Raw genomic sequence first — 19,830 nt, forward strand, 5'->3', positions numbered from 1 at the left:
GGGCGGGTCAGCGTAGGTGGACCGGGAAGGCGGCTAGGTCGTTTTGGGTTAGGACCGGGAGGTTGCGGATTTCTTCGTTGGGGATTGCTAGGCGCAGAGTGGGGAAGCGTTCGAAGAGGGCGGGGAGGGCTATGGCGGCTTCTAGGCGGGAGAGGGCGGCGCCGGGGCAGATGTGGGGGCCGTGGCCGAAGGTCAAGTGGCGGTTGGCGGTGGGGCGGGTGATGTCGAAGTCGTCGGAGGTCTCGCCGTGTACGGCGGTGTCGCGGCCGATGGCGCGGTAGGACATGACTACGCCGTCGCCCTTTTCGATGACGGTGTCACCGATGGTGATGTCCTCGGTGGCGAAGCGCATCAGGAGGTGGCTGACGGGGCTGTCCCAGCGCAGCGTTTCCTCGACGACCTGCTTCCACTCGATGTCACCGGTCCGGACCTTGTCCAGCTGCTCAGGGCGGGCAAGCAGGGCGCGGACGGCGTTGAGGATGAGGCCGACGGTGGTTTCGTGACCCGCGGCGACGAGCGCCTTCAGGTTGCCGACCACTTCCTCTTCGGTCAGCGGTTCGCCGCCGTCGGAGGCAAGGATGAGGGCGCTGGTGAGGTCGTCGGTGGGGTTGGCGGTCTTCTTGCGCACCAAATCCGTGTAGTAGACATCCAATTCGTCGATCAACCGCAACCGCTCGTCCTGCGGGGTGAGCAGCGAGAAGAACGCTTTGTACGCGGTGAGCAACATCGGGTGGTCGGCGCGATCCACGCCCATCAGTTCGCCGACAACGCGCATCGGCAGCGGGTAGGCGAAGACCTGTTTGAGATCAACGACCGAACCATCGCCGCCCGCCGCGCTCAGATCGTCGAGCAGCTCGGCGGTTAGTCGCTCGATCACGGGCCGGATGTCCGCTAGTCGACGCGGCGACAACGCCTGCGTCGTCTTGATCCGCAGCCGCCGATGCTCGGCACCGTCCACGGTGAACATCGAACGCCCCGCGTCGATCATGCCGATCAGCGGCCACTGCCGCGTCACCACACCGGAGTTCCACAGCGACCAGCCGCTGATGTCCTTGATCAGCCGAGGATCGACGAGCAACTGCCTGGCCACGGCATGTTCGGTAATGGTCCAGGCGGGAACGCCGAGCAGTTCGATCCGCGTGACCGGACCGGCGGTGCGCAGATAGGTGGTCTCTCCAGCGAGGTCACCGACCATCGGATCGATGGCGAATGGACATGTTTGGGTCACTGGGTACCTCCGACTGCACGAACTGGGGTGAAACGAACCGGCAAAGAAGTCATGCCGCGCAAGAAGGCCGACGGACGCCGAACCAGGTTCTGTGCGGGAACCATGAGATCGATATCGGGCAGCCGGTCGAGCAGCACCTCGATGCTGGTCCGCGCGATGATCTCGGCGAGTTGCTGAGCGGGGAACGGGCACCGGTACTCGCCGTAGCTGAACGCGAAGTGCGCGCTGTTGCCGGTGTGCGCGGGTTCGACGCCGTCGACAAGATGTTGGCGCACATGCGGATCCGCGTTCGCGGCGGCCAGTCCGAGCAGCAGCATGTCGCCGGCCCGAATCACCTTGTCTGCCAACCGGGTATCGCGCGCCGCCCAGCGACCGGCGAGGATCTGGGTCGGCGTGTCCTCCCACAGCACCTCGTTCATCGCCTCGCCGACACTGCGCCGCCCGCCGCCGAGTGCCGCGGCGAACCGGTCGTCGGTGAGCATGAGCCGCACCGAGTTCCCGATCCAGTCGGCGGTCGGCAGGTGCCCGGCGGCGGTGACCGCCATCAGGTCCTGCACGTACTCCTCGTCGGTGAACTGGCCGGGGTGCGCGAGCATGCGCGACACCAGATCGGTGCCAGGCCGCGCCTTCTTCGCGGCAAGCACGTGCTGCATCTGCTCGTAGAAACGCCCGTACGCCGCCTGCGCGTCGGCGCCGCCGTCGGCAAGCGCCTTCATGCTCCACGCCAGCCGTGCGCCGTCCTCATCCGGGAAGCCGAGGGCCCAGGCGAGCGCGAGCACCGGCATCGGCACGGCGAACTCGGCGACCAGGTCGGCCTCGCCCCTGCCGCAGAACCCGTCGATCAGCCGGTCGGCCAATTCCTCACAGGTGCGGCGCAATTCGAACGGATCGACCGATTCCAGCGCGGGCTCGACCATCGCGACGTGCCTGCGATGCTCGGCGCCCGCGGTGAAGTAGATCGACGGCCTCGGCTGCCCGACCATCGGGAGCAGCGGCCAGTCCTCGGGGATGTTCGGCCACTGGTTCCACAGGCTGACATCGCGCGGGAACAGCTCCGGATCGCTGGTGACCTGATGCAGCTCGCGATACCCGATGACGAGCCAGGCCGGGACATTGCCCGGCAGTTCGACGGAGACGACGGGCCCGTGTTCGCGGCGCATCTCGCGGTAGAGGTGTTGCGGGTCGGTGTGGAAGCGCGGGCCGCTCAACGGAACGGCGCCGGTCTCCGGGTGGACCGGGCAGCCGCCGGTGGCAGCCGATGCGGCACTCGAGGTGGTCATGATGCGGTCTCCGCTCGCGGGACATCGGCGTAGATGTGCTCGACCAGGCTGATCAGCACGCTCTTACAGGATTCGCGCGACCTTGCGTCGCAGTCGACCAGCGGCACCTGCGGATCCAGATCAAGGGCGTCGCGGACTTCATGGAGTCGAGAGGGTCCGCCGAAGTTGTTGCACGCCACGACGAATCGGGTGCGCTGGGCTTCGAGGCGGTCGATGGCGTACCAGGAGTCGGTGATCCGGCGCTGGTCGACCAGCACGATCGCGCCGAGCGCACCGCTGAACAGTCGGTCCCAGAGGAAGAAGAACCGTTCCTGCCCCGGCGCACCGAACAGGTAGAGCACGTTTTCGGCGTCGATGGTGATGCGCCCGAAATCGAAGGCGACCGTCGTCGTCGACTTGCCCGGTGCGCCGCTCGGGTCGTCGATGCCGATGCCAGCGTTGGTCATCGTCGCTTCGGTGTCGAGCGGGCGGATCTCGCTGACCGCGCGGACCATGGTGGTCTTGCCGACACCGAAACCGCCGACGATGACGATCTTGAGTCCCTGGCGGGTTGCGCTGTTCAGCGGCGCGTCGGCACGAGCGGGCCGAGCGTCAAAGGTTGCGGAGTCCAACGAGCACCTTCTCGAGGGTGGTGGAGTCGGGCACCGAATTCCACGGCGCGTCCGGGTAAGCGGGGCCGTTGCTCGGGTGCCGGACGGTGATCTTGCCTGCGTGCAGCAGATCGGAGAGCAGAATGGTCGCGATGCCGACCGGGATGCGCAGCTCGGCGGCGATCTCGACGACCGCGGTCGGCGCGCGGCACATGTCCAGAATCGCGACGTGCTCGGACTGCATGCCCTGGGTCGGATCGCATTCGCTGACCACGAGGGTGACCAGGTCGAAGCTGTCGGAGTCGGGTTTGCTGCGTCCCCCGGTCAGTGTGTAGAGCCGGTCGGGGTCGTCGTCGCGGCCTGGCCTGTTCACGACACGCTCGCTCCCCCGACACGCGGTGCGGACGCGAGATGGTGGCCTAGCTGTTCGACCAGCTCCCGCATGTTGTGCCCGACCAGTCCGGCGTCCGCGTCCTCGGCGGCGACCACCGCGATGTGTGCGGCGAGGCCCGCCTCGACGATGAAGAGGATGCCGCCGTAGAACTCCGTCATCGATTGGCGCACACCGCCTCTGCCGTCACCGAACTCGACGGAGGCGCCGTGCGACAGGCTCTGGATGCCGGCGGCGATGGCGGATAGTTGATCGGCCTTGTCCATACTGAGTTCCGGGGTGTGGCAGATCTTGAGCCCGTCGCCGGAGAGCAGCAGCGCGTGCCTGGTGCGCGGGGTGCGGGCGAGCAGTTGCTCCAACAGCCAGCTGAGTTGCGACGGAACAGACGTTGTCATCGATCATTCTCCACGGCAACGGTAGGGGACGGGGAAGGTGTTGCGGCAGCGGAGTTGTCGGTGTCACGACCGGCCAACGCACGCTGGAACGCGCCGAAGGACGCCGGGGTCGCCGCGGGCGGTGTCGGCGCGGCGGGCTTGCTCGGCTCGGCTAGCGAAAGCCCGGCGGGGTGCACCGCGGCGAGGGTGCTGCCGCGGCGCCGTTTCGGCAGGCCCATGGTGGTGAGCTCGGCGGCGGGCTCGAGCGCTGGCGCTTCCTGCGGCTCGTCGACGGGCTGCGGCGCGACGATGACCGGCGATGTCGCGCTTGGCAACGTCGCGGTCGGTATCGCGGGGTTGGTGGCGAGCGAGGCCAGTTGCGAACGATCAACGCGCGCAGTGAGATCGCGCGGCACCACCACGACCACCGCGGTGCCGCCGATGGCGGAGGGACGGTAGGACACGGTGAGGCCGTGCTTGCGCGCGAGGTGTCCGACGACGGCGAGTCCGAGCCGCGTTCCGCTCAACGACGACAGGTCCGACGAACGCTGGCCACGCCCGTCCTGGCTCGCGTTCGACACGGTCTGTTCGGCGCGGCGCAGCGCCGATTCGCTCATCACCAGGCCGCTGTCCTCGATGGTGAGCACCACGCCCGCGGGCACCTCGGCGGCGTAGACGTGCACCTCGGTGGTTGGCGGGGAGAAGTTACAGGCGTTGTCGAGCAGCTCGGCCAGGGTGTGCATCACGCCTTCGGCCGCGTGACCGGCGATGGCGATCTCGGCGATGGCGCGCAATCGGACCCGCTGATAGCCGGAGACGCGGCCCATCGCGCCACGCAGGATCGACTCCATGGCAATGGGTTTGGCCCAGCGACGCCCGGATCGGGCACCGCTGAGTACGGCGATGCTGTCGGCGAGGCGGCCCGCCTGCGCGGTGCGGTGGTCAAGGTGCAACAGGTCGGCAAGCACCTTCGGGTCGGCGTGCCGGTGTTCCATCTCGCGCAGTTCGGCGAGCATGCTGGTGGTCATCGCCTGCATGCGGCCCGCAGCACCGGCGAACGCGGCCATCGCCGCGGACCGGCGGCTTTCGCTGTTCTTCGATTCCCACGCGTGCACACCGGCGGCCTCGCTCGCGGCCGCCATGCGCGCCGTCGCCTCGGCGGTCACGGCCGCCGCGGACTCGCGCGCCCGCCCGGCCACACCGCGGTAGTGCACCGCCGCGGTTACCGTGGCGCACAACGCGATAGCGGCGGTGACCGCGCCAACAGTCAGCGCGATGCGGAAGTCGGTCGGCGCGTAGTACACCGCGATCACCACCACCACCGAGGTGATCGCGGCGCAGGTGAGCAGGGCTAACAGGGGCATGCGCAGTCGTCGAAACAGTGGTTCCCGACGCTCGCCTTCCGGCGCATTCAATGACTGTGACAAGTTCCGTACTTTCGCACTCACGTTCACGACGAAGGCATGCCCTACGAGTCCCGACCCCTCCTGCGCAGTTCGGGCTGCACCAAATGTACAGACCACCAACCGGTTCCGCATCTCGGCGAGCGCATCTAATATGCGGTGTTAGCGGGTTGCGCAATAGTTGTATTGTATTGCGCTACTTTATTTTTCAACGATGCTTGCGCCCCGGTTTGCTACCGATCGGTAGTTTTCCGATCATCGCTTCGTCACACCGCGGTCACGCCGCCGCCGTCCGCCGTCCTCGTCGAGGCAACGTCGAATCCCGTGTTGGCACGCCGGTCCGGTATCCCCACGATTCGGATTCGACCGGGGAATACTGGAAATACAGTGGCAGTGACGAGACCAGCGGCGAAGGGCACGGCGATGACCATGATGTCCATGCTCGGTGAGGTTCGGCCGGAACACGAGGGCGCGGCGGACAGCGAGCTAGTTCTACTGCACTACCTGCGATCGTTCCGTAAGCCGGTGCTCGAGGTGTGGTCGGCGGCGACCGACCGCGGGCAGCTGACGCGCTGGCTCGGCGCGGTGTCGGGCGGCAGCGGCAATCTGACGATCGAGCCGATGGACGGACCGGTGTCGCGTCCCGTCGCGGTGCGCGTCGGGCATTGCCAGGCGCCGCACGAGCTGATCGTGCACATCGACGGTTGCCTGCTGGAGATCAGGATGACCCAGGTCGGCGTGGTCACCAATGTCGAACTGATCCGCCGTCACGTCAGCCCCGAGGACGCGCGCGCGATCGGACCCCGCTGGCAGTACCTGCTCGACCGGCTCACCGCCTACCTCGACTATCAACCGCTGCCGCAGTGGGCCGACTATCCGAAGCGGGCGGACGAATACCGCTAGGGCGATCCGACGACGCCAGGCCGCTGCCTGCAGCCCAGCTCCGCCGGTCTAGACGAAGAATCCCGCGATCCCCCAGCCCGGCCGCGCCTGCGCCTCGCGAATCCACTCCATGCAGGATTCGATCGCGGCCAGCACCTCGTGGTCGACTTCCTCGCGCTGTTGTGGGGTCGTCGATTCCCATTGCACCAGGGCTTCGGCGCATTGCTCCGGGGTCAACTCGCCGTAGCCGGGTAGCTCGTCCGGCTCGGGGAGGGCGGCGGGCAGCGCGTGGTAGACGAAGCCGGTGAGGCTGATCGCCTTGATGCCGAGTTCGGCGAGGCCCTCGTCGACCTCTTCCAGCCAGTTGCCACGGAACGGGGAGAAGTAGCGGTTGTCCAGGAATCTGCCGTAGAACTGGCAGATCGTTTGGTACGCGTAGGCGTATTGGAAGCCGTAGGTCTGATCGAACGGGCCGCCGTCGATGACGGCGCGCACCGCGTCGTAGCGGGCCGGGGCGCCGTTGGCGATCTCGTCGGCGAACCAGTCGTCGGCGTGCGCAAGCTGGGCCTTGAACCGGCCGCCGATCATGCGCCCGAGCTGTTCGTCCCGCGAGCCGATGGCGGCCCTGACCCTATCCAGTTCGACGACGTAAACGCTCAGGCTGTAACTCATGAGCGAACATTAGCGGCACCCACCGACAATGAACGGCGCACCGGCGGAGCGGGTTTGACGCTACGCGGGCACGTCGGACGGATTGGTGACGAGTTCGCGCAGGTGGGCGGTGAGCAGCGCGCCGACCTCGGCCGCGCGCTCCAGCTGGACCAGGTGGCCGGCGTCCGCGATCTTGGTTACTTCGCGCAGGCCGGGAACGTGATTACGCAGCGTCGTCAGTGGGTCGCGGCCGCTGAAACCCTCCATGTCCGGGTCGTGATCGCCGTACATGAAGTAGGCGGGGACGGTAACCGAGGCGTCGGCGTAGTCGGCGGTGAGTTCCCAGTTGCGGTCGAGCGCGCGATACCAGTTCAGGCCGCCGGTGAAGCCGGTGCGCTCGAAATCCCGTGCCAGGGTGTCGAATTCGCGCTCGGAGAGCCAGCGCCACGGCAGCGGCGGCGCTTCCGGGAGCACATCGAGGTATCCGGTGTCCTCCGCTGGGAACTGCCAGGTGTCGAGGTAGTGGTAGTCGGCGCTGAGCGAGTAGTAGACGCGGGCTAGGAATTCCCTTGGGCGAGCACCCAATTCCGCGTCGGCGACGCCGGGGGTCTGAAAGTAGTGCAGGTGCAGGAAATGTCGTGCGGCGGCCTTCGCCCATAGCTGCGACGGCGACTTCGGCGGACGCGGCGCGAAGGGATTGTTCAACACGATGACACCGCGCACCCGTTCCGGCGCGCGTAATGCCAACTCCCACACCAGGGCCGCGCCGAAATCCAAGCCGACGAACACCGCCTGCTCGGCACCGATGTCATCGAGCAGGGCGAGTAGGTCGCCGATCACCGCCTGGTTGGTGTACGACTCGACGTCCGTCGGCACGTCGGTCTGCCCGTAACCGCGCAGGTCCGGCGCGATGGCGCGATACCCGGCCGCGGCGACCGAGGCCAGCTGGTTGTGCCAGATGAACCAGGTGTGCGGGAAGCCGTGGCAGAAGATCACCGGATACCCCTCGCCCTGCTCAGCGACGTGCATCCGGACGCCGTTGGTCGTCACGAACCGATGCGTCAACTCCACTGCTGCCTCCAAAACCTAGAACGTGTTCTTGTTTCACTGTAGTGTCCTGGAGTCGTGAGCGAGCGTCAGCGAGTGAACCACAATTACAGCGTGCGTCCGCGCACGACGGAGCCGAGCGCTAGCGAGGTGGAGTCGTGAGTGGAATATTTAACGCACTGGCTGGCAAGATCGCGGTGGTCACCGGCGCGAGTCGCGGCATCGGCAAAGGCATCGCGCTGGAACTCGGCGCGGCCGGTGCGACGGTGTTCGTCACCGGCCGCTCGGCCACGCCGGGCCGACTGCCAGGCACGGTGCGGGAGACCGCCGCCGCGATCGATGCGGCAGGCGGGGTCGGCATTCCGTTCGTCTGCGATCACCGCGACGACGACGCGGTGCAACGGCTGTTCCAACAGATCCGCGACGACCACGGACGCCTCGACATCCTGGTGAACAACGTCTACAACTCCCCCGCCGCGGCACGCTGGCTCGGTAAGCCGTTCTGGGAGGTGCCGCCGAAGGCATGGGATGAGACCTTCGATATCGGCGTCCGATCACATTACGTGGCAAGCGCTTTCGCGGCGCCGCTGCTGATCGAGTCGGACGGCTTGATCGTCAACATCTCCTCACCGGGTGCGCGACGGTACATGCACAACGCGGTGTACGGCGTCGCGAAGACCGCGCTGGACCGCCTCACCGCGGACATGGCGCACAACCTGGCCGACACGAAGGTCACCGTGGTCTCCCTGTGGCCGGGCATCGTCGACACCGAACTGCTGCAGCTGGTCCCCGCCGACGCACAGGGCCACCGCCTGGTCACCCTGCCCGGCGAAGGCACCTTCGACCTCGCCCAAGCGGAAACACCCCGCTTCCCCGGCCGCGCCGTCGTCGCGCTCGCCACCGATCCCGACCGCCGCACCCGCACCGGATCGGCCTGGCGGGTGGCCGATCTCGCCGACGCCTACAACTTCACCGACCTCGACGGCCGCATTCCCCGCGCGGACTGACCCCCGTTCGTCCATGCACCACGCGTATACACGGTGCATAGAAAGCATTTCACAGACGCGGGGACGGACCGTACGGTCATTGAAGTGACAGCTACCATCGCTCCCGCACCACGCAGTAGTCTCGCACCGGCGTTCGCGGCCGCCGCCGGGTTGGCCGCCGCGATGGGTGTCGGCCGGTTCATCTACACGCCGCTGCTGCCGATCATGGTGGACGCACACCAGATCAGCACCAACGACGGCGCCGTGATCGCCACCGCCAACTACGCGGGCTATCTGCTCGGCGCCATCCTGCTCACGCGGTGGCCGCAACTGAACAGCCGCAACACCTTCCGTATCTGCGCCGCGCTGCTGATCGTCAGCGAGCTGTTGATGGCCGTGCCGGCGCCGACGATTTTCCCAGCCGCACTGCGGTTGATCGCCGGTGTCACCAGCGCCGTCATCTTCGTCGCGTGCGCCGGGGTGTCCGCCAGGCACGGCAGCAGTCGGGAGGCGGCCGGAATCGCTTTCGGCGGAGTCGGATTCGGGATCGCGCTCACCGGGGTGCTGGTGTTGGCGGTGCGGCCGTTCCTGGGCTGGCAGAGCATGTGGCTCGTCTCGGCGGTGCTGACCGCGGTGTTGCTGGTGCCCGCCTTGCGGCTCGATATCCAGCCTGGTCGGCGCGGGGGCAAGGCGACCATCCGGTCGCGGGGCGCGTGGCGGGCGCTGCTCGTCTCGTACTTCCTGGAGGGTGTCGGCTATATCGTGATCGGCACGTTCCTGGTGGCGGCGGTCAGCGATGAGCGCGGGCCGGTGGTCGGCTCGGCGGTCTGGGTGGTGGTCGGCGCGGCCGCGGTACCGGCGACCGTGCTGTGGGGCATCGCCGCGCGCCGCTGGTCCCCCGCGGTCGCCATGCCGATCGCGCTGGTGGCGCAGTGTGTTTCGGCGGTGCTGCCCGCCGTCTCGACCGCGGTGTGGCCCGCCGTGGTCGCGGCGGCGCTGTTCGGCGCGACGTTCCTCGGCATCGTGATGCTGGCGATTCGGATCGGCGGCGAGCTGTCGGACGGGAGTACGGCGGCACCACTCACCGCCGTTTATGGTGCGGGGCAGATGCTCGGTCCGTTGGTGGTGGCGCCGGTGATCGGCGACAGCTATCCGGCCGCGTTCGTCATCGCCGCCATCGTGCTGGCGGCTGCGACGATCGCGGCCGGTGTGGTGACGCGCCTGATCAGGCGAACTTGATCTCCAAGCCGATGCCGACGATGGCGATGAGCCACACCAGGCCGGTGAAGATGGTGATTCGGTCGAGGTTCTTCTCCACAACGGTCGAGCCAGAGAGGCTGGACTGCACACCGCCGCCGAACAGGCTGGACAGACCTCCACCCTTGGCGCGGTGCAGCAGCACCAGCAGCACCAGCAGCACGCTGGCGATGATCAGGAGGATATCGAGGAACATCCGCATGGTCGACAGTGTATGCGGACGATCGAATACCACCGAATCAGGCACTCGGCAACGCCGAGTTTAAGGTGGCAAGATCGCGACCAGGTGGGTGATCTGGTCGTCACCGATGGTGAATTCGTACGCCGCCTGCTCGCGGATCTGGTCCTGCGCGGTGAGCCTGACCTGGTGCTGATGCATGTGCTCGGCCCAGGAGCGGACCACGAACGCCTCGACGTAACGGTCGACAACGCCGACGTCGCGATACAGCCGCCACTCCATCGCGCCGGTGCGTTGCCTTGACCGGCCGACGAACGCCATCGCGGTCATGAACTCGTCCACATTCTCCGGCGGGACGTCGTAGGTACGCAGCACCATGACCGGGCCGTCCGCCGGATCGGGTTCGACAACCAGCTGCGGTTCCGGCCAGAACGCCGCCGGTGTCTGATCCATGTTCTCCGCGTTGTGACTGATCGGCAGCCACACCGTGCTCACCGCGCAGAGCCCGAGCAGCACCGCGGCGGTCAGCAGCGCGAACACCGGCCCTGCCGCACCCGCGACCAGACCCCAGACCAGCGAGCCGATCGCCTGCCCGCCCATGAACACCAGCAGATACACCGAAAGCCCGCGCGCACGCACCCACGCGGGCAGCAGCAACTGCATGGTCGAGTTCAACGTCGACATGGCGAGCAGCCAGGCGAATCCGGCGAAGACAAGCAGCACAAGCACGAGCGGCACGATGTGCAGCACCGCGGTGCCCGCCGACGCGAGCCCGAACAGCACGGCGGCCGTGCTCAGCCGCTGCGTCGGCGTCATCAGGGTGCGCAGTCGCGACAGGCCGACGGCGCCGAGCACCGCGCCGATGCCGAGCGCGGCAAGCATCAGGCCATAGCCGGACGAGGACAGCCCGAGTTCGTCGCGCGCGATCACCGGAAGCAGCGCCCACACCGCGCTGGCCGGGGCGATGAACAGGATCGAGCGAAGCAGCACCCGCCGGATCCCGGGCGCCGCCTTGATGAATCTGGTCCCGGCCTGCAGCGCGGCCAGCGGGCGTTCACTCGGCAGCTGGCGATCCGTCGGCGGCCTGCGCCACAGGATCAGCACCGCGACGATGCCGCCGAAGGACACCGCGTTGAGCGTGAACACCAGCGTCGGCCCGGAAATCGAGACAAGCACGCCCGCGATGGCCGGGCCAACCGCGCGTCCGATATTGACGCTCATGCTGCCGAGCGCGGCCGCCGACGGAATCTGTTCGCGCGGCACCAGTTCCGGCTGAATCGCCTGCCACGCGGGTCCGGTGAGCGCCTGCCCGCAGCCGATCAGGAACAGCAGGGTGAGCAGCACCGACGGGGTGGTGTATCCGGTCGCCGTCGACACCGCGAGCACCGCGGCGAGCACCGCCATGCTCGACTGCGCGCCGAGCAACAGCCTGCGCCGGTCCATCAGGTCGGCGATCACGCCGGACGGAATGGCGAGCAGCATCACCGGCAGCGTGATCGCGGTCTGCACGAACGAGACGAGCGCGGCCGCGTTCGGCTCATCGACCAGAATCCACTGCGCGCCGACCGTCTGCATCCAGGTGCCCAGGTTCGACACCAGTTGGGCGATCCACAGCGCGCGATACACCCTCGACCGCAACGGCGCCCAAGTCGAGACTGTGTTGTTCACGGCGGTGATCACTTACTGAAGCTTAGCGATCCGAACGGAAGGGCCGCCTCGCCGGTGGTGACGGCACGCCGTCGCGTCTGGCCCGCTCTAGATCAACTCTGGTGCCGCATCGTCCGTCCTCGGACTCCCCGCGTTGATCAACAACATACGGACCTGACACCGTCGCGCAGCACGAGATCGCCTTGCTCACCAGGCCCGCGTTCTTTGTGCCGCGAGACGGTGTCGGTCTGCGCCTGCGGCCGGATCCGGCTGCGGCTCAGCGCATCCGATCCGTTGTTTCGCCGGTACTCGGCTTGCTGCCCGCGAGGACGAGCGCCGCGGTGAGCAAGGCGGCGCCGATCATGCCCCATGGTGTGAGCCGCTCGCCGAGGACGATGGCGGCGAGGATCGCGCCGGTGAGTGGCTCGAGCAGGGCGAGGACGGCGGCGGTGCCGGGTCCGGTGTCGGGCAGGCCGCGGAAGTAGAGCGTGTAAGCGACCGCGGTCGGGACCAAGCCCAGGGCTGCGAGCAGGGCGAGGGTGCCGGGGTTCGGGTCGAAGGTGATTCCGGTGGTGAGGGCGAGGGGTGCGAGAAGGATTGCGCCGCCGGTGAATCCGAGGCCGGTGGTGGTCATCGGGTCGAGGCCGGGTATCGGCCGAGCGCTGATCACGGTGACCGTCGCGAACGCGCCCGCGGCCGAAATGGCAAGGGCCGCACCGGCAAGCAGTCCGGCGGCGCCGAGATCGCCGGATGGCACGCCGACGAGCAGCGCCAGACCGGCAAGCGCGAGTCCGATCGTCGCCGCCCGCCTGCGGTCCACCGCCCGGCGTCCGGTGAGCTGTTCCAGCAGCGCGACCATGACCGGCGACGCGCCGATGGTGATCAAGGTGGCGACGCTGACCGACGACGCCGCGACGGCACCGAAGTAGCACGCCTGGAAGGTCGCGGCGAGCACCGCGACCGCGCCTATCCTGCGCCAGGCCACCAGATTTCGCGGCCAAGGCCGTCGGGTTGCCGTCAGTAGGGCGACGAGCAGCAGACCGCCGACGGCCAGTCGGCAGGTGGCCACCGCGACGGGTGACAAACCGCTGGCACGTCCGAGCAGGGTGCCGAGCAAACCGCCGGTGCCCCAGAGCATTCCGGCACCGACGAGATAGACCAGCCCGGAACGGCCGGTCGTTGACAGAGATATGGACATGAAGGTTCGCGCTCCTGCGACAGAGAGGGATGGGGTCGCGGAAGCGAGGTGCACAACGAACGCCGAAGGGCGCGTTCGCCTTAACGGGTCCTCGGATCGCGCAGCGCCGAAGCGACTGCGTGGAACGGGCATCGCCGGGCGCAGTCGGTCGTCGGACTGCCTATTGCCCGGGGCGAATGCGGAGTTACGCCTACACCTCGCTCAGGAGGCGGGCGGCGGGGTGATCGGAAAGCATCGGTGCACGCGCCCGATCCTAATGCCCGGCGGCGCGACCAGCTGACCGGTCCTGTCCCTCCGATCCGGGCCGTCGAGGAAGCCGCCGGTGTAGCGCATCCGGGAGACCTATTCGCCGACCGAATCGGCGTAGACGCGGAGCATGTCCTCGACCAGTGTGAGGACCGCGTCGTCGAGTTCGGGGCGCTCATACACGCCGCGAACGACGGCCTGCCCCGAAAACACGTGCAGCGCCATGAAGAACAGTGGTTCGCGCAGGCGCTTCGGATACTGGTCCAGGACCCCGGTGCGGTCCACCGCGGCGACGACCTCGTCGTAGTAGTTCTCGACGGTCGGCGCGATCCTGACCCGCAGTTCGGCGTCCGAGCGGGCCGCGAGGTAGATCTCGCGCAGCGCGTGGGTGATGTTGTCGGACTGGGCCGCCTGCAGGAAGCGCAGCGCGGTGTCGAGCGGATTCGCTTGATCCCCAAGGTGTTCCATCACCGCGGTGAACGCGGCGGTCTGCCGCGTGACGATCTCCTCGGCGGTCCGCACGATCAGGTCGAGCCTGCTGTCGAACTGCCGGAACATGGCCCCGACGGACAGCCCGGCGCGGCCGCAGATCTCCTGCACGGTCGTGCGCTGATAGCCGACCTCGCCGATCGCGGCGATCGTCGCATCGATCAGCTTGGCCACGGTGGCGGCTCGGCGTTGCTGCTGCGTCCGGCGTGGACGCGATGTTTCGGCGCTCCCGGTCATGACTGCCCATCCTGCCCGCTCGGTCCCGTACCGGCCGACAGCGGGTCAGCGTGATCGTTGACACAGCGACAAAGCGCACTCTACAGTCGACCCGCCACTTAGGAAGCGGTTGCTCTCTTTTTGCCCGAGAGCGCGCAGCGTTGCGTATAGAGGAGTTCCGAGATGAAGATGGGCACTGCCGCGGGCACCAAGAGAATGGTCGCGCGAACTTGTCTGGCACTGACCGCGGGCTTGACCGTCGCGGTATGCCCCGTGCTGATCGGCACCGCACACGCGGATCCGGTACCGGTGGCGCCGCCGCTGCCGTTTCCGCTGCCGCCAGCCCCGCCGTTCCTGGACCCGGCGTTCTACAACCCCGACCCCGGCCGGGTTGCCGCCGCGCAGCCTGGCGAAATCCTGTCCGCACGCCAGGTCAATCTCGCCAACGCCTGGCTGATCCCGCTCAATACGCGGGCCTGGCAGTTGTCCTATCGCAGCACCAATACCCGCGGCGAGGCCATTCCCGCGGTCGCCACGGTGATCGTGCCGTATCGCCCGGCACCGAGCGGGCAGCGCGGACTGGTCTCGTTCCAATTCGCGGAGGATTCGCTGTCGCAGAACTGCGCACCGTCCTATGCGTTGCAGATGGGGTCGCTGCCGAACCCGCTGAGTCCGGTCCACCAGATGGAGTTCGTCGAGGTGCAGGCCATGCTCCAGTTGGGGCACGCCGTGGTCATTCCCGACCATGAAGGGCCGAACGCCGCCTATGCCGTCGGCCCGCTCGGCGGGCGGATCACCCTGGACGGGATTCGGGCTGCGGAGAACTTCGACCAGGCCGGGCTGTCCGGCGCGGCCACCAGGACCGTCCTGTGGGGCTATTCCGGCGGCGCCATCCCGACCGGGCATGCCGCCGAACTGCAGCCCCAGTACGCGCCCGAGCTGAACCTCGTCGGCTCCGCGACCGGCGGCCTGATGGCCGATATCACCATGGCCGTCGACTACAACAACGGCACCTCGACCTTCGGTGGCGCGGTGCTCGGCGGATTGTTCGGGGTGGCAAGGGAATACCCGCAGGTCAACCAGTTCATCGAGCAGTACATGAACCCGTTCGGTAAGGCATTGCGGGTGGTGCACGAAGGGCAGTGTGTCGCACTGCAATTCGCGGGCTTCCCGTTCGTGAACATCAAGGGCCTGTTCGACTACCCCGGCGGCGATCCGCTCCGCGCGCCCGAAATGCAGCCGGTGCTCGACGAATTGGCCCTCGGCCGCCGTGGCACCCCTACCGCGCCGATCTACATCTACGAGGCCCCGCTCGACGAGGTCATGCCGGTGAACGCGGTCAACAGGCTCTACGACACCTACTGCAAGGATCCGAACGCCAAGGTCGCCTACACCCGTGACCTGCTCAGCGAGCACGGTGTCGCCGCCGTCTCCGGTGCGGGTTCCGCCGTGATCTGGCTCAACGATCGACTCAACGGCATCCCCGCCGCGGCCGGCTGCCACAACCGCGACGTGCCCTCGGAGATCCTCGACCCCGGTGCGATCGGCGCTGTGGTCAACACCATCGGCGGAGTTCTCGCCTCAGCGCTCGGCATGCCGGTCTGACCTGCTGAACACCCGGCCGGACCGCAGGGCGTCGGTAGCATCGCCGTCATGTCGGCTACTTTCGCGCGGTTCGGCCCGGTCGTCCTGTTGGCCCTCCTCGCGGTCACGGCTTGCTCGAGCGGCGACTCGAACCCGAAACCGGCCGCGCCGACGCTGGTCGGCCGCACCTTCGTTTCCACCAGGGTGGAGGGTGCCCCGATTCCCGGCGGCGGCCCACTGAACCTCTCCTTCAAGGACGACCGGATAGCCGCGGACGCGGGCTGTAACTCCTATTCCGGCGCGGTCACCCTCGACAACCACAAACTGCACGTATCCGGCCTGGCCGGCACCCTGATGGCCTGCACGGGCGACCGCCAGGGCACCGACGAATGGCTCACCGGCCTACTGAGTTCCGAGCCAACCTGGCAGCTCGACAGCACGACGCTGACCTTGAAGACCGACAAGCTGACGGTGACCATGGTGGACAAGAAGCTCGCCCAGCCGGACAAGCCGATCAAGGGCACGCCGTGGATCGTCACCGCCCTCATCACCCCCGACGCCAAAATCCGTTCTCAGACAATCGATGAGGTGAAGCCGACCCTCACCATCGACGCCGACGGCACCGTCACCGGCAGCGCGGGCTGCAACCGAATGACCGGCCGCGCAACGGGTCCCGACGCCGACCTCACCTTCCAGATCGCCACCACGAGGATGCTGTGCGACCCGGCGGTGATGGAGGTCGAGCAGGCGGTCCTGAAAGCCTTGGACGGCAAGACAACCGCCACCATCGACGCCGACACCCTCACCCTGCGCAACGACAACGGCAGCGGGCTCACACTGCACGCGGAGTAAGTCCAGTACGAAAAGAGCCGAGCATCGCTGATGCCCGGCTCTTGTTCGTGAAAACGGTTACGGCAGTGGGCCGCCCGCGGCGATCGCGGACACGGTGGCGAATTCGTCACCCTTCAGCGATGCGCCGCCGACCAGCGCGCCGTCGATATCGGTCTGCTTGATGAGCTCGCCGATATTCTTGGCATTCACCGAGCCGCCGTAGAGCACGCGGACGCCAGCGGCGACCTCCGCGTTGGCGAGCACGGCCAGCTCCGCGCGGATCGCGCCGCAGACTTCCTGCGCGTCGGCGGGGGTGGCGACCTTGCCGGTGCCGATGGCCCAGACCGGCTCGTAGGCGATGACGACCTTCGAGATCTCCTCCGCCGTCAGGCCTTTCAGCGAACCACGCAGCTGCTCGAGGTTGTACTCGACGTGCGTCTTCGCCTCGCGGACGTTCAGGCCCTCGCCGATGCAGACGATCGGGGTGATCCCGAACTTCAGCGCCTGCTTGGCCTTGGCGAGCACGGTGGCGTCGTCCTCGTGGTGGTACTGCCGCCGCTCGGAGTGCCCGACCGCGACGAAGGTGCAGCCGAGCTTGGCCAGCATGGCACCGCTGATCTCACCGGTGTAGGCGCCCGAGTCGTGCATCGAAATGTCTTGCGCACCATAGGTGAGCAGCAGCTTGTCGCCCTCGACCAGCGTCTGCACGCTGCGCAGGTCGGTGAACGGTGGCAGCACCGAGACATCGACCTTGGCGAAGTACTTCTCCGGCAACGCGAACGCGATCTTCTGCACGAGGGCGATCGCCTCGAGGTGGTTGAGGTTCAGCTTCCAGTTGCCCGCGATGAGCGGTTTCCTGGCAAGGGACTTTGTCACAGCCGTACCACTCCTCAATCGTCCAGCACTGCGATGCCCGGAAGTTCCTTGCCCTCCAGGTATTCCAGCGACGCGCCGCCGCCGGTGGAGATATGCGAGAAACCGTCGTCGGGCAGACCGAGCGCACGCACGGCCGCGGCCGAGTCGCCACCGCCGACAACGGTGAACGCGCCCTTACCGGTCGCGGTGACGATGGCCTCGGCCACACCACGGGTTCCGGCCGCGAAGTTCTCGAACTCGAACACGCCCATCGGGCCGTTCCAGAACACCGTCTTCGCCTCGGTCAGCAGCGCGGCGAACCGGGCGGTCGACTCGGGGCCGATGTCGAGGCCCATCCAACCGTCCGGAATCTCGTGCGCTGGAACGACCTTCGAGTCGGCGTCGGCCGCGAACTTGCTCGCCACCACGATGTCGCGCGGCAGGTGAATGACGTCGGCGTATCGGTCGAGCAGGCCCTTGCAGGTCTCGATCATCTCTTCCTGCAGCAGCGAGGTGCCCACCGAAAGACCTTGCGCGGCAAGGAAGGTGAAGCACATGCCGCCGCCGATGACCAGCGTGTCGACCTTCGGCGCGAGCGCCTCGATGACCGCGAGCTTGTCGGAGACCTTGGAGCCGCCGAGCACGACCGCGTAGGGCCGCTCGGTGTCGGTGGTCAGCTTGGCGAGCACCTCGACCTCGGCCGCGACCAGCTTGCCCGCGTAGTGCGGAAGCAGCTTGGCCACGTCGTACACCGACGCCTGCTTGCGGTGCACCACACCGAAGCCGTCGGAGACGAACGCGCCGTCGTCGCCGACCAGCTCGACCAGCGCGGCGGCGAGCTTGGCCCGCTCCGCGTCGTCCTTGCTGGTCTCGCGCGGATCGAAGCGGATGTTCTCCAGCAGCAGCACGTCGCCGTCGGTCAGGCCTTCGGAGCGCGCGAGCGCGTCCCCGCCGACCACGTCACCGGCGAGCTGAACGTTACGGCCGAGTTCCTCAGCGAGCTTCGCGGCGACCGGCGCCAGCGAGAGCTTGGCGTCCGGCGCGCCCTTCGGCCGACCGAGGTGCGCGGTGACGACCACCTTCGCACCCGCCTCGACCAGCGCCTTCAGCGTTGGCACCGATGCGATGATCCGACCGGGGTCGGTGATCTGGCCGCTGTCGTCGAGGGGGACGTTCAGGTCGGAACGCACGAGCACGCCCCGACCCTCGACACCCTCGTTCAGCAGATCTTCGAGAGTTTTGACTGTCATGGCCTCAGAGCGACTTGCCGACGAGGCCGATGAGGTCGGCGACACGGTTGGAGTAGCCCCACTCGTTGTCGTACCAGCCGACGACCTTCACCTGATCGTCGATGACCTTGATCAGCGGCGCGTCGTAGATGCAGGAGTGCGGGTCGGTGACGATGTCGCTCGACACGATCGGGTCGACGTTGTACTTGAGGATGCCCTTGAGCGGGCCCTCGGCGGCGGCCTTGTACGCGGCGTTGATGTCGCCGATCGAGGCCGACTTGGCCAGCTTGACGGTGAGGTCGGTGACCGAGCCCGTCGGGACCGGCACGCGCAGCGCGTAACCGTCCAGCTTGCCCTGCAGTTCGGGAAGCACCAGGCCGATGGCCTTGGCCGCACCGGTGCCGGTCGGCACGATGTTCAGCGCGGCGGCGCGGGCGCGACGCAGGTCGCTGTGCGGGCCGTCCTGCAGGTTCTGGTCCTGCGTGTAGGCGTGGATGGTGGTCATCAGACCACGCTCGATGCCGAAGCTGTCGTTGAGCACCTTCGCCAGCGGGCCGAGGCAGTTGGTGGTGCACGAGGCGTTGGAGATGATGTTCTGGCTGCCGTCGTACTTGTCGTCGTTGACGCCCATGACGACGGTCAGGTCCTCACCCTTGGCGGGCGCGGAGATGATGACCTTCTTGGCACCGGCGGCGAGGTGGCCCTTGGCCTTGGTCGCATCGGTGAAGATGCCGGTGGATTCGACGACCACGTCGACACCCAGGTCGCCCCACGGCAGCGCCGCCGGGCCCTCCTTGATGGCCAGCGCCTTGATCCGCTGGTCACCGACCACGATGGTGTCGTCGCCGTCGAGCGAGACATCCTGCGGCAAGCGGCCGAGGATCGAGTCGTACTTGAGCAGGGTCGCGAGAGTCGCGTTGTCGGTGAGGTCGTTGACCGCGACGATCTCGATGTCGGTGGTGCCCAGCGCCTTCTGCGCCTCCACCGCCCGGAAGAAGTTACGTCCGATACGACCGAAGCCGTTGATGCCTACCCGGACAGTCACGTTATCGCTCCTCAGCTTTCAAGCGGATCATTCCGATGTCTTGTAACCCTAGTGCCCGCCGGTAACCGCACTGACATGCACCTGGACACACCACCACGGTAACCAGCGAAATCAATCACCGACCGGTCTGTTTCCTCACAGTACGGTGCGCCTACCAGCACCGCAGTCCCGTCAATCACCCTGACATTCCAGGGCGATTCCCCCGCACGGGTGACATACGTCC

General features: G+C 67.5%; 20 protein-coding genes. 5 read left to right on the forward strand and 15 right to left on the reverse strand.

The window, feature by feature from the left end:
- Positions 1-7: 7 nt before the first annotated feature.
- The 6 genes from OG203_RS09500 to OG203_RS09525 are packed head-to-tail and all read right to left on the reverse strand — an operon-like array spanning position 8 to position 5,227.
- Entirely contained in the window at positions 8-1,228 is a 1,221-nt protein-coding gene (locus tag OG203_RS09500) for a cytochrome P450 (RefSeq protein WP_405165308.1), read from the reverse strand.
- Complete coding sequence (locus OG203_RS09505; protein WP_405165309.1) at positions 1,225-2,508, reverse strand: cytochrome P450; 1,284 nt, start codon at positions 2,506-2,508, stop codon at positions 1,225-1,227. Before OG203_RS09505 ends, OG203_RS09500 begins: the two co-directional genes overlap by 4 nt.
- A complete protein-coding gene (locus OG203_RS09510) occupies positions 2,505-3,119 on the reverse strand; it encodes a GTP-binding protein (protein WP_405165310.1) in 615 nt (204 codons plus the stop codon). The genes OG203_RS09505 and OG203_RS09510 overlap by 4 nt, the downstream gene beginning before the upstream one ends.
- Positions 3,100-3,471 carry a DUF742 domain-containing protein gene (locus OG203_RS09515; RefSeq protein ID WP_357392043.1) on the reverse strand — a complete coding sequence of 124 codons (372 nt, stop codon included), beginning with the start codon at positions 3,469-3,471 and terminating at the stop codon, positions 3,100-3,102. The genes OG203_RS09510 and OG203_RS09515 overlap by 20 nt, the downstream gene beginning before the upstream one ends.
- Complete coding sequence (locus tag OG203_RS09520; RefSeq protein WP_405165311.1) at positions 3,468-3,884, reverse strand: roadblock/LC7 domain-containing protein; 417 nt, start codon at positions 3,882-3,884, stop codon at positions 3,468-3,470. The genes OG203_RS09515 and OG203_RS09520 overlap by 4 nt, the downstream gene beginning before the upstream one ends.
- On the reverse strand, positions 3,881-5,227 hold the full coding sequence (locus OG203_RS09525; protein WP_405165312.1) for a sensor histidine kinase: 1,347 nt from the start codon (positions 5,225-5,227) through the stop codon (positions 3,881-3,883). Before OG203_RS09525 ends, OG203_RS09520 begins: the two co-directional genes overlap by 4 nt.
- A 432-nt stretch (positions 5,228-5,659) precedes the next feature.
- On the opposite strand from OG203_RS09525, the gene OG203_RS09530 reads away from it, so the two are divergent.
- Positions 5,660-6,169, forward strand: a complete 510-nt coding sequence (locus OG203_RS09530) for a hypothetical protein (protein WP_405165313.1) — start codon at positions 5,660-5,662, stop codon at positions 6,167-6,169.
- Between the two features lie 48 nt (positions 6,170-6,217).
- On the opposite strand, the gene OG203_RS09535 is transcribed toward OG203_RS09530, so the two are convergent.
- Complete coding sequence (locus OG203_RS09535) at positions 6,218-6,820, reverse strand: hypothetical protein (RefSeq protein WP_405165314.1); 603 nt, start codon at positions 6,818-6,820, stop codon at positions 6,218-6,220.
- A 60-nt stretch (positions 6,821-6,880) separates the two neighbouring features.
- Positions 6,881-7,870, reverse strand: a complete 990-nt coding sequence (locus OG203_RS09540; protein ID WP_405165315.1) for an alpha/beta fold hydrolase — start codon at positions 7,868-7,870, stop codon at positions 6,881-6,883.
- 134 nt (positions 7,871-8,004) lie between these two features.
- Here OG203_RS09540 and OG203_RS09545 point away from each other — a divergent pair, with 134 nt between their 5' ends.
- Entirely contained in the window at positions 8,005-8,853 is an 849-nt protein-coding gene (locus OG203_RS09545; RefSeq protein WP_405165316.1) for an SDR family NAD(P)-dependent oxidoreductase, read from the forward strand.
- Positions 8,854-8,937: 84 nt separating this feature from the next.
- On the forward strand, positions 8,938-10,071 hold the full coding sequence (locus OG203_RS09550; RefSeq protein WP_405165317.1) for a YbfB/YjiJ family MFS transporter: 1,134 nt from the start codon (positions 8,938-8,940) through the stop codon (positions 10,069-10,071).
- Here OG203_RS09550 and secG read toward each other — a convergent pair.
- The 4 genes from secG to OG203_RS09570 form a co-directional block, all read right to left on the reverse strand.
- Positions 10,058-10,291, reverse strand: coding sequence for a preprotein translocase subunit SecG (gene secG / locus OG203_RS09555; RefSeq protein WP_405165318.1), 234 nt, complete (start codon positions 10,289-10,291; stop codon positions 10,058-10,060). The two genes, OG203_RS09550 and secG, sit on opposite strands and share 14 nt — an antisense overlap.
- A 60-nt stretch (positions 10,292-10,351) precedes the next feature.
- On the reverse strand, positions 10,352-11,947 hold the full coding sequence (locus tag OG203_RS09560; RefSeq protein ID WP_405165319.1) for an MFS transporter: 1,596 nt from the start codon (positions 11,945-11,947) through the stop codon (positions 10,352-10,354).
- Positions 11,948-12,191: 244 nt separating this feature from the next.
- Entirely contained in the window at positions 12,192-13,112 is a 921-nt protein-coding gene (locus tag OG203_RS09565; RefSeq protein WP_405165320.1) for a DMT family transporter, read from the reverse strand.
- Positions 13,113-13,454: 342 nt separating this feature from the next.
- The gene (locus tag OG203_RS09570; protein WP_405165321.1) at positions 13,455-14,084 is read right to left on the reverse strand and encodes a TetR/AcrR family transcriptional regulator; all 630 of its coding nucleotides are present in this window, start codon (positions 14,082-14,084) and stop codon (positions 13,455-13,457) included.
- A gap of 162 nt (positions 14,085-14,246) precedes the next feature.
- On the opposite strand from OG203_RS09570, the gene OG203_RS09575 reads away from it, so the two are divergent.
- Both OG203_RS09575 and OG203_RS09580 read left to right on the forward strand, forming a co-directional pair.
- Positions 14,247-15,668 (forward strand): lipase family protein, encoded by a 1,422-nt coding sequence (locus OG203_RS09575; protein ID WP_405165322.1) that lies wholly within the window; start codon positions 14,247-14,249, stop codon positions 15,666-15,668.
- Positions 15,669-15,716: 48 nt separating this feature from the next.
- Positions 15,717-16,499: an META domain-containing protein gene (locus OG203_RS09580; protein ID WP_405165323.1), complete on the forward strand. Its 783-nt coding sequence runs from the start codon at positions 15,717-15,719 to the stop codon at positions 16,497-16,499.
- Positions 16,500-16,556: 57 nt separating this feature from the next.
- Here OG203_RS09580 and tpiA read toward each other — a convergent pair whose 3' ends face one another.
- From tpiA to gap, 3 genes are read right to left on the reverse strand one after another with little or no spacing between them, the layout of a single operon-like run.
- The gene (gene tpiA, locus OG203_RS09585; RefSeq protein WP_405165324.1) at positions 16,557-17,354 is read right to left on the reverse strand and encodes a triose-phosphate isomerase; all 798 of its coding nucleotides are present in this window, start codon (positions 17,352-17,354) and stop codon (positions 16,557-16,559) included.
- A gap of 14 nt (positions 17,355-17,368) precedes the next feature.
- Complete coding sequence (locus OG203_RS09590; RefSeq protein ID WP_405165325.1) at positions 17,369-18,583, reverse strand: phosphoglycerate kinase; 1,215 nt, start codon at positions 18,581-18,583, stop codon at positions 17,369-17,371.
- 4 nt (positions 18,584-18,587) lie between these two features.
- Positions 18,588-19,607, reverse strand: coding sequence for a type I glyceraldehyde-3-phosphate dehydrogenase (gap, locus tag OG203_RS09595; RefSeq protein ID WP_405165326.1), 1,020 nt, complete (start codon positions 19,605-19,607; stop codon positions 18,588-18,590).
- Positions 19,608-19,830 lie beyond the last annotated feature (223 nt).

It is taken from the genome of Nocardia sp. NBC_01499 (genome assembly GCF_045040275.1).
In the GTDB taxonomy this organism is placed as follows: domain Bacteria; phylum Actinomycetota; class Actinomycetes; order Mycobacteriales; family Mycobacteriaceae; genus Nocardia.